Source organism: Streptomyces daqingensis, assembly GCF_014645895.1.
In the GTDB taxonomy this organism is placed as follows: domain Bacteria; phylum Actinomycetota; class Actinomycetes; order Streptomycetales; family Streptomycetaceae; genus Streptomyces; species Streptomyces daqingensis.
On sequence record NZ_BMMP01000030.1, the window covers coordinates 1 to 12,743 of the forward strand.

Consider the following 12,743-nt stretch of genomic DNA (forward strand, 5'->3'; position numbering starts at 1 on the left):
ATTCATCCGGCACCAAGCGCTCCACGATCCCCACGACCCCAGGCTACCGACTGCCGACCAAATGAGACGAGCTCTTACGCGCCCGTCGTTTCAAGCCGCGTTCCTCGTACGACTTGCCGTCGTCGGTCCAGCCTGAGCCGACCTCGGGTCGGCTGCCCTGGAGCAGGAGCTCTCCCCAACCGTGCTTCGGGAGCTTGCAGTCGGTTCGCTTCAGGTGTGCAGCCTCAGAGGGACGCGTCGCCGCGTAGTAGAGGCAGCCGAAGAATGAATGAAGGTGCTCGCCCCTTAGACCCTGTCCTTGAACGGCCTTCATGAGTTCTCTTGCCTGAGCGGGACCGGGTACGTACCCGAAGTCGACTTCGTCGTCGGTCTGCGGAGGTGCCCAGTCGATTCGAGAGAGCGGATTGTTGGGCATCAGGTCAAGCTCGACCGCGTACCGGAAGGCACTACTCAGCACTGTGCGTTTCCGTCGGAAGGTGTTATCAGCCGCACGGGAACCGTCGAGCTTGCGCGACAGCGCGGTGAGGGCACGACGCAGGTGGGCGGATTCGCCGACTTCTGCGAGTTGCAGTGAGTGCTCAGCGATCCAGCGGAGCGCTGCGGTTACCTCATCGGGCGGGGGCGTCACGTCCTTGCGTGAGGCGTGGTCGCCGTCGGTGGTGCGCGTGGCTTGGAATGCCCACGACCGCAATGCGTAGCGAAGCAGCTTCGGGTCGGGGGAGCCTTTGGTAGTCGTGACGAGCACCGGGGTCACGTTGGTGAGTGCTTCGGCGATGCCGACCCTGTGCTTTGCGGCTGCCTCGGGCCACTTCATGAGCGCGTACGCGCAGGCATGTGCGTACCAAGTGGGGGAGTTCAGCGCCCGTAGTTCTGACGCCGGGAGACCGGTCTTGGTGTCGAATTGCTCGCGGTTTCGTACTGCTGACAGCAGTTCCGACCGCCGGCCGTCCGCCTGCGTCTTGGTCTGGAACGGTTGTTGATGCTGGGTGCCGCCGACGAGCCAGCGCAGTTGGAAAGGAGCACTCTTGCTGTTGCGGCTCCGGATGCCCCAGACCCGCACGTCATACGTCAGCATGGTTATTGCCTCCGAAGAAGGGGGTGGCGCACCAGTGGTGCGCCACCCCGGATGTCTGGGATTCAGGCGGCCTGTTCTTCGCACGCCTCGAACCAGGCGTCGAGATCCCGCCTGCGGACGCGGATTTGCCCGTTGGGGAGCTTGATGCAGCGCGGCGCCTTGCCTCGCGCCCGCATGCGGTAGAAGGCGGACCGCGAGACATCCATCTCTTCGAGCACAGAAGGAAGCTTCAGCTTCTCGTCTTTGATCACGCGAGCCTCCAAGAGCAGCTGTGAACGGCCGTCGCGAAAACCGCGGAATCCGCGGAAACAGGCAGAGTGGTGCTCTGAACTGCGGTGATGGCGTGCCGAGGGCAACTGCCGCACAAACCAGCGGAAGTGCCGCACAAACTGTCGTCGACACGGTTGTCGGGCCGAGGACGTGTGGGCGCGCAGACTTTGTGCGGTGCTCTCGCGGCATTCTGCGGACGCCTGGTCCCGGAGCCATCGATGTTGCTCCGTCGCTGCTCAGCGCGGTGAGGCTCACCTTTCTGTGGTTTCAGCGGTTTCTGCGGTGCGCTCTCGGTGTACGCACGGGCGCTCATGCCTGTCCCTCCCTCACCTGCGGGTGGATCAGGTACCGCGGGGCCGGCGGGCGGCCTCGTTTCCCCGTACGCGGCGGCGTGTGGATGCGGAGGTAGCCGTGTTCCTCCAGGAGCGCGACGGCCGGTTCCATGTCGGCGACCGTGGGGAACTCGGAGCGGGACAGTTTGGCGAACAGGTCGCGGCGCGAGACCGTATCCCAGCCGTTGGAGCGCAGCACCTCCAGGAGCGACTGGGCTCGTGCCTGTGCGGCGTCGGCGCCCATGAGGTCGAAGACGGACAACGCGTGATCCGCGAAGTAATCCGCTACCTCGATGGCGGCCGTCATGGTCGACGGCTCTATCGGCTTGGCGTAGCCGTCCTCCAGATGGGCGGCGACGTGCAGCAGCCCGGCAACACGGGCCGCGGTGCCGACGAGCTTGCCCGCCCACTTGCCGACATGACCGAGCTTGCCGCCCTTGGCCCGGAGTTGGGGTTCCATCCGCTCCTCGAACGTGATCAGCGCAGAGCCCGCCTCCGGCGAGAGCTGGAGGACCTCAGGCTCCGCCCGCTCGGCTAGCGAGAGCGTGAGTGCCATGACGTTCCGCTCGTACCGGGCCGCGACCGTCTCCGGTACGGGAGCGGGCCCGATTTTGCGGTAGCCGACGAGGGATTCGGGCAGCGCGTACAGGAAGCGGGCCAGGAGACCGCGGCCGTCGAAGCCGCGGTTCTTGCCGATGTCTTCCAGGACGGAGGGTTGTACGGCCAGGCCCATGGTCAGCGCCGGGGCCTCCATGAACTCCTCGCGGTTGCGCCGGTCGACCTTCAGCCGGTCCCCGGCGTGGCCCTTGAGGAAGACCTCCATGTTCGCCGCGCCGGAGTAGCGGCCGGCGATGATGTCAAAGATGCCGCCCTCGGCGGACATGACTGCCAGCCGTCCGCCCTGCTCGGCCATGAGAGAGGTGACGGTCTCCGGGGTTGAGTCGTCCGCCAGGAGCCGGGGCCTGGGCGGGACCGTGAGTGCTTCGGCCTGTTGTGCCAGATCGATGGCTTCGGCGACGAGGTTGTCCCGCTCAGGCCCGTCGGCGCCCGCGGCCCGGGTGGCTGCCTTGTCCGCGGCTTCCTGAGTCATCTTCCGCGTGAGCTCGGCTTCCACGATGCGGCCCGCGGCCTCGTTGGCGAGGTGCTTCTCCGCCTCGTACAGCGGTCCCGTCATGGCGGAGAAGACCGCGGACTTGCGGTTCGCCGGCGGCAGCGCGACGACCACGTAGAGGTTGGTGGGCTCGTACCAACGCCCGCGTACGCGCACCACGATGCGACCACCGGCTGCCGTCGACAACACGCTCAGTGCCAACGCCGCAGCCATGTCGGGAGGCGTCTGCGTCTCCTCCGCGAGCGCGCCGCAGAAGTCCGCCAGCCACCCCGGAAATGCGTGCAGGGGGAAGCGCGGAAGCTGCGGCCGGGCGTTGAGCGGGATCGGCTCCGACCACGCCTCGGGAAGCTTCTCCTCCCCCCAGCGCGAGGGCCTCGCGCACCTCGTCAGCCGTGGCGTCCGGCGCGGACGCGGCCTGTACGAGGCGGGTGCCTGCCTGGATCAGACGGCGGCGCTCTGCGAGTTCGTGAACGATCTCCGCGTAGTACGTGGCGTTCGCAGTGGTCGGCACTGCCTGCACCAGGCCGTGCACGTAGCTGGGGCCGCCGACGCGGCTGAGGTCGCCCATCTGCCCGAGGTGGTGGGTCAGGGTGATCGGGTCGACGGGCCTGCCCTGGTCGTTCAGGATGCTGATGGCGCGGTGGATGGTCTCGTGCGCGGGACGGTAGTAGTCCTCCACGCTCAGGATCGTGTTCACCTCGGTGATCACGCCGGCCGCGAGCATCATCGAGCCGAGGATTGCCTGCTCGGCTTCCAGATCGCAGGGTGCGCCGCTTCGTTCCATGCCGGAGTGCAGGGGCAGGACGTTGCCGTGCGTGGCAGCGGGCGTCCCGGTCGGCACGTGGGGCTGCTCGGTCATCGCGCGGCCTCCCCGGCGTACAGACGAAGCTCTGCGCACATGCGATGCTCGGGCGCTGCTGTGCTGTGGGCAGGGCGGGGCAGCGGGCGGTGCCTGTTTTGAGGCATGCTGTTCGTACCTCCTGTTTCTTGGTTGGGATGGGAGGCCGGGGCAGCGGGCTTCCTTGATCCGTTGGCCGCTGCCCCGGGCCTGGTCATGCGTACTCGGCGGAGCTCCAGGCGAGGTACTCCTGGCGGACATAGGCGCGGTGGCCCTGCCCGTCCGTCGAGTCCGATGAGCTGAGTGAGTCGGGGCTGAACCTGCCGCAGCGGGTGCCGTGTTTCCTGTCGTATGCGAGCAGCTGCTCGGCTGCCGCTTCCGCCGCCCGCACTGCGGGCGCCGCGACTTCCGGCGAGAACGTCGCCTCTTCCTTCAGCGCGATGCGGTCCACTAACGCCGCTTTCCTCAGCCAGAAATCGCGTGGCATCGCGCCGGAGGTCCGGCGGCTCATGTCCGCGATCGAGTCGATCTCTCGCACGATGTTCGTGGCGTGTGCGTACGCCTCGTCGGGTGAGGGGTGTGGCATCACTGCACGTCCTTCGGGAGTCGGTTGATCCGTGCCCTGTCGATGGCGAAGTGCAGGGCGTTCTCGGCGAGTTCGCCGTAGCCGTACGCGACCTGCGCGAGGCTCTCAGCTGAGTTGAGCGCGGCGGCCAGGGCAGCGGACTCGTGTGCTTCGAGATGCTGTTCAGCGCTGAAGGACGCGGCTGCGTTGCGGGCGCTCTCCCGGTAGATGAGGTCCTCGCGAAGCGAGTGCAGTTGCTTGCCGCCAGTCCAGCGGGCGAGCCCTTCCCGGAGGTCAGGAATCCCGCCCATAAACAGGTACTGGTCGTGCTCGCGGTGCAGCAGCACGTGTGCCGGCTGCTTGCCGTCGAGTACGGACCGGATGGCCCAAGCCGCCCCGTGCGCGTAGGCACGTGCCGCGTTCTCGTACAGGTTCCGGACCTGCTTTTCGAGGTCGGCGTAGAGATCGCTCACCGACACCAGGGCGACATCGTGCGGGCGGTGGAACGGCGTTCCGGGAACGGCGAGCTCACCGAGGTGGTGATGGGTGCGGGACGGGTCGGTGTTGCAGATGCCGAGCTTCGCTGTGTGGAGCGCGAGGCGGTATTCGCGAGCGGCGGCGCCCAGCGCGTACACGCTTTCCGGCAGCGTGCGGAACCAGGTCGTCTTGGTGTCAGCCATGCAGGTTCTCCGTGTGGCAGGAGCAGGTAGGGAGGGGCCGTACGGCCCGAGGTCGGGCCGCACGGTGGGAATTCGTCAGTGCAGCGGGAGCCGTACGGCCGAGTTCTCGCTCGCAGCCTCCAGCAGTTCGCGGAGGTCTCCGCCCACGGCGGAGAGGCGGGCCTCCATGGCGGTCCACGACTCGGCGTCTATGGCCATGAGTGCGCCGATGGCGTGAGGAGCGTTGCCTCGTTGCAGGGCGGTGAGCGCGTCGCGCAGCTCGCCGGCGGCCTTGAGTGAGATCTGCGGCGAGTCAGTGTTGGAGTTGCACATGTCGAGCTCCTTCGAAGGTCAGCTGCCGATGGCGGTTACGAGCGCGGTCATCACTTGGTTGATGGGCGCGGCGGCGGGCGTGTTGGCGAGGTAGAAGCCGAACAGGAGCGACGCGACGGCCGCACCGGCGCTGACCGCGCGGTACTTGAGGAGCAGCGCGACGATGAAGCCGAAGAGCAGCACGAGCGAGAGCGTGACCACGAGCGGGTCCTTTCTGCCGGGGAGGCCCGGCGGTCAGAGCGTCTGGGAGTGGTCGCGGTGCAGCCGCGCGACGAGGTTGTAGAGGTGGCGCCCAAGGCGGATGCGCTTGCCGTGCCCGCGGCAGCGGCGGCAGTCGGGGCCGCGCTTGATGCGTCCGCGGCGGTTGCGGCGCACATGGAAGCCGAAGCCGCGGCACTTGCGGCAGTTGCCGAACGGCGAGACGGCGCAGAGTGCGGCGTAGCCGAGGGTAAGGAAGAGAAGGCCGGCGATAGCGTCGGCGGTCGAGGTCATGAGTCTCCCTGTAGCGGCGGTTGATGGGTCTCCCCGAACCAGGCCGCTATCCGCTAGCGGCCTGGTCACAGGGGGAATGGCGCGCTAGCGGGGCCGCTAACGTTAGCGAGGTGTGCTGCTAGCGGAAGCGGCTCCGAGCGTCATGCGGCGTCGGGCTTTCCGTCACGTTCTGCGACGGCGTTCACGACGTCGGTACGGGCGATGCCGCGCCGGTTGACGACCTTGCCGTCGACGCGGCGACCGATCTGGATCGTGCTGATCCCGCAGGGCTTGAGCGAAGCGGTGAGCTGCTCGGCGCTCCACTCGCCGTAGACGTCCGGCCGCAACTCGGCCAGCCGGGAGACAACTGCGTCCGACCACAGCTTGGGTTCCTTCGCGCTGACGACCGTGAGGATGTCGGCGAGCAGGTCGTAAGAGGCGCCGGGATCGGATTGCGGCTCCTCGCCGAGCGCGTGCCCGGCCAGGGTCCCGGCGTCCTCCCGCAGCTTCCGCCCGCGCAGGGCGATGCGTTCAGCGATGACGGCGTCCGCGTAGATCGAGCGAACGATGCGGGCGTCGGCTCCCTCGCCTACGAAGTAGTGGATGCCCTTGTCCGCCCAGGCGAACATCGTCGCCCGTACGCCCCGCTTGTACGCCCCGGTGCCCAGCACCATGTCGTTCTCGATCTGACCCATGACCTTGAGGCAGAACCGGGCCGAGGCATTCGCGCTGATGCCGGGCGGGAGAGCGTCCCTGTCGGGTCGTTGAGTGGAGAGGAGCTGCACGAAGCCGAGCGCGGGGCCGCGCTTGGTGATGTCGGTGCAGATCTCCTTGATCTCCTCGCCGTACTTGGGGTGTTCGAAGAGCACTTGGCACTCGTCGACGCCGACCACGATCGGGTGCAGCCCCAGCGACTTCTTGGACGCCAGATCGCTGGTCACCTTCGACTCCGGGCACAGGTCGCGGGGCAGCGAGCGGATGACCTTGGCCCGACGCCGCAGCTCACCGCGGAGTTCACGCAGATCTGCGAGGACGTAGAGGATGTCTTCGTCCTCGTCGCCCGCGCGGTAGCGGTAGGCGACCGACTCCAACGGCCCCAAGTCGCCTGTGCCCTTGAGATCGAACAGGTGCAGTTCGGCCCGCGGGTCGAGAGCCGCGATGAGAAGCAGGAGCCGGAGCAGGAAGGTCTTGCCCATGCGCGGGATCGCGCCGATGACGGCCGCGATGTACATGAGCGTGATCTCCACCCATCGGCCCCGCTGATCGGTGCCGAAAGCGACGGGCTTGAACAAGTCGACGGAGCCGGACTTCGCGAGCGGCCAAGCGGGCTGCTTGGCCTTCGACATGTCCTGATCTCCGACCCAAAGCACCAGGCGGCCGGTGTGCTCCTCCGGTACGGCGTCGGGCCATACGCAGCCCAGCGGACGGCGCAGACCTGACGCGAGCTTGTCCCGCTTGTCGACGACGTCGGCCACCGTCACGCCGAAGGGGAGGTCCCCCTCCGCGCGCCAGCCGGGACCGTCGCGGGTGATGGGCGCGGTGAAGGTCAGCGGGTCGTTCCCCTTGACGATGACCTGGTTGATCTGGGCGATACTCAGGGCGCCGAGCGCCCGCAGCACGATGTCGCTGGTGAGCTTCTGCACCTTGGGGATCTCCACGGCCCGGTGAACGATCGGGTCATCGACCGGCTGACCGAGCCACCCCAGCGCCAGTGCCACCAACCCGCCGGACAGGGCGAGGAGCCAGCCCGGAGCAAGTACGTACAGATACGTGGCGGTTGCCGTCCCGACGACGGAGGCGACTACCGCGACGAGCGTGCGCCAACGGACCCTGCGGTCCCGCTGGCGGCTCAACTTCAGGTACTCCTCCACGTCTTCGCGCCGGGCAGCCGCCGACCGGAGCGGGTCGCCTTCGCGATCTGTCACCCAGCGCAGCGAACCACTGATGAACTCGGCCGCGCCTCGCGGAGATTGGGCGGTAAGCCGTAGCCCGTACCAGGGGAGACGCACTCCGTGGTACGCGGCGGTGTGCCAGGTGTGCCCGATCAGCCATCCGGCAGCGGTGACGAACTCCGGCTTGGACAACGCCCACGCCGGAAGCACCGGCCGACGCTTGGCGCCCCGCACCCGATCCATGAAGCCGGGACCCGACGAACCGCCGGGCTTGTCGACCACCGGTCGGGTTGGCGGGTCTTCCGGGTCGTCTGGCGTCGGGGCTGCCGACTCGGTCGGCTTCGTACGCGCCGATCGCGCCTGGTTGAGGTCGACTACTTCGCTTCCTTCGTCGGCTGTCATTTCTGACTCCAGCCGCTCGAAGAGCTCGTTCTCGTCGTCATGGTTCACTGGCACTTCCTTCCTGACGGGAGGTGCCGGGCCCGGCCGCTGCTGTGGAAGGTGGTCGGCCGGGCCCGGCGTAATGAGCGGCATCGAGTTCGTGTGCCGAACTTCAGGGGTGGCGACCGACCGAGTCGGCCGACTGCCGTCAGCCGGCCGTCGCCGGTTCGAACTCCAACGGCGCCTGTCCTTCGGTCTCTTGGTTCCGGCGTTCGGCCTTCAGCTCCTCCCGGAGCTCCCGCGAGCGTGCCTGTCCGCAGCCGACGGTGTCGCGGATGCGCTCAGCCGTGAGAGCTGCGTCGGGCCAGTCGGCTGTTGCCGTACGGGCGTTGGCCAGATGCTGTTCGTACGACGGCCTGCCGACTGCGGACCGCCGTCGGCTCCTTCGCGGACGCGGCGGCGGCTTCTGTGCGGGCGGTCGGGACTCCTCCGACTCCAAGTCGTCGTCCGCCAGCTCGGACTCGGGCTCGGTGAGGGCCCCGTCCGGCGCGAGCTCGCCCAGCTTCAGCAGGACGCGCTCTCGCCGGGGTGCCTGCCGTCGCCACCCGCGGCCGTACCGTTCACGAAGTCCGGCACGTGACAACTGCCGTTCCTTCTCGCGCTCCAGCGCCTCGCGGTAGCTGGTGATCTCCCACAGCGTCATGCGTCGCCAGAGTGAGAAGGTCGATCCGGGAGCGAGGAGCCAGCGGGAGCGCCGGATGCGTTCCATCCGGGCGCCCGTGGCGGCCCCGATCCGAACGGCGTAGACGTGCGCGACGACTTCGGAGAGGCCGACCCACAGCAGAGGCATCGTGCCGTGAGCGACCTTCGCCGAGGCGCTGTCCCCGGCGGCGATGTTGAGCCAGCACGTGACGAACGTGAGCGCCCACGGCACCCAACGCACCCACGAGAGCCTCATATCCAGCCTGATCAGCAGCAAGTTGGCGGCTGTGAAGACCGGGATCGCGACGTCGATTCCGACGGGCAGCATCCACGGGTCTGAGAAGCCCCAGCGTTCGGCGGCCCCGGCAACGGAGTCGAACGAGCTCGCAAGACCCAGCCCTCCGACCCCGGCGCCCGCCGGAACCACCGTGGCAAGCAGCGTCTTCTCGACCGAGCTGAATGGTGGAGGAGCAGCAGTCACGCGGCGTCCTCCGTCCACGGCATCCGCGGCTTCCGGGGGGTGCGGTCCCAGAGCGGCACGATGTCGTCGAGCGCCTCGGCGTACGCCGCGTTCTCTCGGGCCACCTCATCGTGCTGGCCCAGCTCCTTGAGCTCGGCGAGTACGTCACGTGCGGCAGCCAGGCGTGCTTCCTTCTCCTTGGCCGGCTCGCCGGGGAACCCGATGAACAGGTCCGGAAAGCACTCGGCAGGGTCCTCGAAACTGTTGGCCAGTTCCTCGAACTCGAAGATGGGCCATGCCTCGTGAGCGGATGCGTAGGCACGCATGCTCTCTCCTCGTCGTCGGCGGGATGGGGGACTCAGGGCAGCGGGCTTCCTTGATCCGTTGGCGGCTCCCCTGAGGGGTGCGCGATCAGCACTCTGTGATGTCGCGGTGGGTCTTACGGGAGACCACTTGTGCTCTTCAGCGAACAAGCAGTCATGACCTCCGACATGCCCTCTGGGAGGGCGATGCCGGAGATCAAAAGCACTCATTCGTCCAGGTGCACTCTGTGGAGTTCTCAAGGCTCGGGCGCTTCCATCGGGCCTCTTTCACCAGGCCCTCCGGGCGCTTCTCCGGCCACTGACCGCTGGCTCCGCCGGCAAGGCGGGCATGACACGGCCCTTGACCATCATCAGGAGGTCTTGTCTTCAAGATATCTTGATGACTTGCCTCGACTATGACGTTGCCCTCCCCAACTCGTCAAGTCCTCTTGATGACTCGTATGCTGGTGCCGTCGAACCAAGAGAGCGGTGAGTGGCCATGGCGAAGGCGTACGAGCGGATCGCGGAGGATTTCCGGCGGCCCATCCGTGCAGGTGAGCTCAAGCCCGGTGAGAAGCTTCCGACTGAGGCGGAGCTTGTGAAGCGCTACGGCAAGGGACTGCCGACAGTGCGACAGGCACTCGCCCAGCTGGAGGCGGAGGGGCTCGTAGAGAAGAAGCACGGCCGCGGCACATTCGTACGCGTACCGCGGAAGCTGGTCGCACGCACCAACGAGCGACACCAGTGGGAAAAGGACCGAGCTCGTGAACCGAAGGCGAAGCGCCTCGAAACCGGGTCGACCGAGCACGACACCGGCCTGACCGTGAACGACCTCGTCTTCCACGCGGAGTACACGGAGGTCCCAGCGAACGCGGACATCGCCGGCGCCTTCGGCGTGCCGGAAGGTACGGCGATGGTCCAGCGCACCTACCGGACGCGTTACAGCGCCGAGCCGGCGCCTTTCACCCTGGTGACCTCGTACCTCGTCCGCGACATGGTCGCGAAGAACCCCGACTTGCTGGACGCGGCCAACGAGCCGTGGCCCGGCGGCACACAGAACCAGCTCCATACGGTCGGGATCGAGCTGGACCGCATCACCGAACGCATCACGGCGCGACCGCCCTCCGCCGAAGAAGCGGAAGAGCTGGAGCTTCCTCCGGGAACAGCGGTGCTCGTGCTGCGGAAGTTCTCGCACGACATTGAGGACCGTCTAGTGGAGATGTCAGACGTCATCTTCCCCGGCGACCGCACCGAAATGACCTTCGTATCCCCATTGAACAGGTGGTAACCACCTTGCAGCAGCGCATCGTTGTGCTCACGGCCGTCCACGCCCCGGGCGCGTACCACCTGCCGGACGCGTACGAGTCTCTGAAGAAGCAGCAGCTGCCCGAAGGTTGGGAATGGCAGTGGGTCATCCAAGAGGACGGCGAGACGGACGAGGTCGCTCAGTACGTGCCGGACGATCCGCGGGTGAGCTTTGCCCAGGGTCGGCGAGGCGGCCCCGGTGTCGCCCGGACGATGGGACTGGCTCGCGCTCAGGGGGAGTTGGTCAAGGTACTCGACGCCGACGACATGCTCACTCCGGGAGCCCTGGCTCGGGACATCGACGTCTTCACGCGTGAACCGGACATCGCATGGACGACGTCCCGCGTGCTCGACGCACTCCCGGATGGCTCGACGGTGGGCTTCGACGGCGACCCGGAAGAGGGGCCGATCGAGCGCGGAGCTGTCCACGAACACTGGCAGGCTCACGACTACCGCGCTCAAGTCCACCCGGCGACGCTCTGCATCCGCAGGGACCTGCTGCTTGCCTTGGGTGGATGGATGGCCTTGCCTGCATCTGAGGACACGGGGCTACTGCTCGCCCTGAACGCCGTCAGCCGCGGCTACTTCACGCGTGAGGTGGGCCTGCTCTACCGCAAGTGGCCTGGCCAGGCTACGAACCAGGCGGCGCACGCCCACAAGGGCGAGCGCGAGGGGCGTATGGCAGTTGTGGACGCGCGGGTGCGGCAGCTCGTTGCATTGGGCTGGCGCTACTCCCCTGAAAGCTAAGCGCTGAGGTTGATCAGGGCCGCAGCTGATATGCCCTTTGAGGTGAGCGGTGACGCCGCAGCGGAGCCGCAGCCCGGAGACTGCGGTGACCGGGGGCGCGGTACAGACCGAGGCCGCGCACCTTGAGCCGCAATGGTGCCGCAGTCCGGAGACCGCGGTGACAGCAGGTATGGGGCCGGCGCCACCGACATCTACATCTGCCCGCAACGGTGCCGCAGTCCGGAGACCGCGGTGACCGACGACCCGCAGCTGCACGTCCACGTCCCGGTGCTGCCGCAACGGTGCCGCAGTCCGGAGACCGCGGTGACGCGCCAACCAGGCGCACGGCACGCACATCGTCGTGCGAGGGCCGCAACGGTGCCGCAGTCCGGAGACCGCGGTGACGTCGCACCGAGTTCGCCGCCGACCTGCTCCAGGACCCGCCGCAACGGTGCCGCAGTCCGGAGACCGCGGTGACCCGTCCCGCTCGGCATCATCCCCGGCGTGGCCATCGCGCCGCAACGGTGCCGCAGTCCGGAGACCGCGGTGACCTGGTGAGTACGACCGGATCGTCTGCGACATCGGCGGCGGGCCGCAACGGTGCCGCAGTCCGGAGGCCGCGGTGACCCCGACGAGGCCGCCATCTACACCCGCCCCAGCGGAGCCGCAATGGTGCCGCAGTCCGGAGACCGCGGTGACCCTCCTTCGGCGGGACGGTAGATCCGCGGCCAGGGGCCGCCGCAACGGTGCCGCAGTCCGGAGACCGCGGTGACCTATGGCGGTGTCTCCTACGGCTATGCGAGACGCGCCGCAACGGTGCCGCAGTCCGGAGACCGCGGTGACCACCCCTCACCCGAAGAACGTCCGCCAGGACTACGACCTGCCGCAACGGTGCCGCAGTCCGGAGACCGCGGTGACCTGGTTGACCTCCGGCGGGGGCGCCGACCCAGCAACGAGCCGCAACGGTGCCGCAGTCCGGAGACCGCGGTGACGTGATCCGAGGATATGCGGGCTAAGCAGGAGTAGCAGCCCGCCGCAACGGTGCCGCAGTCCGGAGACCGCGGTGACGTGTGGCTGGAGCCGACGATTTTCGACGTCGACGGAGTGCCGCAACGGTGCCGCAGTCCGGAGACCGCGGTGACCAGGCCGAGGGTGCGCGCGGAGTGCGCGCCGGAGTCCCCGCCGCAACGGTGCCGCAGTCCGGAGACCGCGGTGACCGAGCGCGCCGACGAGAACCGCGGCCCCCAACATCGTGCCGCAACGGTGCCGCAGTCCGGAGACCGCGGTGACGTTCGGGAACGGATGGTTGAGAGAGCTCCTC

The 12,743-nt window shown here is 67.9% G+C and carries 13 protein-coding genes, 1 pseudogene and 1 CRISPR repeat array (1 of these 15 running past the window's edge); of the genes and pseudogenes, 2 read left to right on the forward strand and 12 right to left on the reverse strand.

Going from position 1 to position 12,743, the window contains the following annotated elements; translation table 11 throughout:
- Positions 1-43 precede the first annotated feature (43 nt).
- The 12 genes and pseudogenes from IEY56_RS27650 to IEY56_RS27700 form a co-directional block, all read right to left on the reverse strand.
- Positions 44-1,075 (reverse strand): site-specific integrase, encoded by a 1,032-nt coding sequence (locus IEY56_RS27650; protein ID WP_189040028.1) that lies wholly within the window; start codon positions 1,073-1,075, stop codon positions 44-46.
- 62 nt (positions 1,076-1,137) lie between these two features.
- Positions 1,138-1,326 carry a helix-turn-helix transcriptional regulator gene (locus tag IEY56_RS27655; protein WP_189040029.1) on the reverse strand — a complete coding sequence of 63 codons (189 nt, stop codon included), beginning with the start codon at positions 1,324-1,326 and terminating at the stop codon, positions 1,138-1,140.
- A 328-nt stretch (positions 1,327-1,654) separates the two neighbouring features.
- Positions 1,655-3,001, reverse strand: a complete 1,347-nt coding sequence (locus IEY56_RS27660; RefSeq protein WP_308424184.1) for a YfjI family protein — start codon at positions 2,999-3,001, stop codon at positions 1,655-1,657.
- Positions 3,002-3,311: 310 nt separating this feature from the next.
- Positions 3,312-3,887, reverse strand: a pseudogene (locus IEY56_RS29010) (DnaB-like helicase N-terminal domain-containing protein); the annotation flags it as partial.
- A complete protein-coding gene (locus tag IEY56_RS27665; protein ID WP_189040030.1) occupies positions 3,841-4,212 on the reverse strand; it encodes a hypothetical protein in 372 nt (123 codons plus the stop codon). The gene IEY56_RS27665 and the pseudogene IEY56_RS29010, both read right to left, overlap by 47 nt.
- Complete coding sequence (locus IEY56_RS27670; RefSeq protein ID WP_189040031.1) at positions 4,212-4,871, reverse strand: hypothetical protein; 660 nt, start codon at positions 4,869-4,871, stop codon at positions 4,212-4,214. The genes IEY56_RS27665 and IEY56_RS27670 overlap by 1 nt, the downstream gene beginning before the upstream one ends.
- Before the next feature lie 75 nt (positions 4,872-4,946).
- On the reverse strand, positions 4,947-5,183 hold the full coding sequence (locus tag IEY56_RS27675) for a hypothetical protein (protein ID WP_189040032.1): 237 nt from the start codon (positions 5,181-5,183) through the stop codon (positions 4,947-4,949).
- 18 nt (positions 5,184-5,201) lie between these two features.
- Complete coding sequence (locus IEY56_RS27680) at positions 5,202-5,384, reverse strand: hypothetical protein (protein ID WP_189040033.1); 183 nt, start codon at positions 5,382-5,384, stop codon at positions 5,202-5,204.
- A gap of 33 nt (positions 5,385-5,417) precedes the next feature.
- Positions 5,418-5,675, reverse strand: a complete 258-nt coding sequence (locus IEY56_RS27685; RefSeq protein WP_189040034.1) for a hypothetical protein — start codon at positions 5,673-5,675, stop codon at positions 5,418-5,420.
- Positions 5,676-5,815: 140 nt separating this feature from the next.
- Positions 5,816-7,996, reverse strand: coding sequence for a cell division protein FtsK (locus tag IEY56_RS27690; protein ID WP_189040035.1), 2,181 nt, complete (start codon positions 7,994-7,996; stop codon positions 5,816-5,818).
- Between the two features lie 139 nt (positions 7,997-8,135).
- The gene (locus IEY56_RS27695) at positions 8,136-9,110 is read right to left on the reverse strand and encodes a DUF2637 domain-containing protein (protein WP_308424185.1); all 975 of its coding nucleotides are present in this window, start codon (positions 9,108-9,110) and stop codon (positions 8,136-8,138) included.
- On the reverse strand, positions 9,107-9,415 hold the full coding sequence (locus IEY56_RS27700) for a hypothetical protein (protein ID WP_189040037.1): 309 nt from the start codon (positions 9,413-9,415) through the stop codon (positions 9,107-9,109). Before IEY56_RS27700 ends, IEY56_RS27695 begins: the two co-directional genes overlap by 4 nt.
- Positions 9,416-9,890: 475 nt before the next feature.
- On the opposite strand from IEY56_RS27700, the gene IEY56_RS27705 reads away from it, so the two are divergent.
- Positions 9,891-10,679, forward strand: a complete 789-nt coding sequence (locus tag IEY56_RS27705; protein ID WP_189040038.1) for a GntR family transcriptional regulator — start codon at positions 9,891-9,893, stop codon at positions 10,677-10,679.
- 5 nt (positions 10,680-10,684) lie between these two features.
- A complete protein-coding gene (locus IEY56_RS27710) occupies positions 10,685-11,443 on the forward strand; it encodes a glycosyltransferase family 2 protein (protein ID WP_189040039.1) in 759 nt (252 codons plus the stop codon).
- Between the two features lie 54 nt (positions 11,444-11,497).
- A CRISPR array of direct repeats spans positions 11,498-12,743; the repeat unit is 36 nt; unit sequence GCCGCAACGGTGCCGCAGTCCGGAGACCGCGGTGAC (it continues 547 nt past the right edge of the window).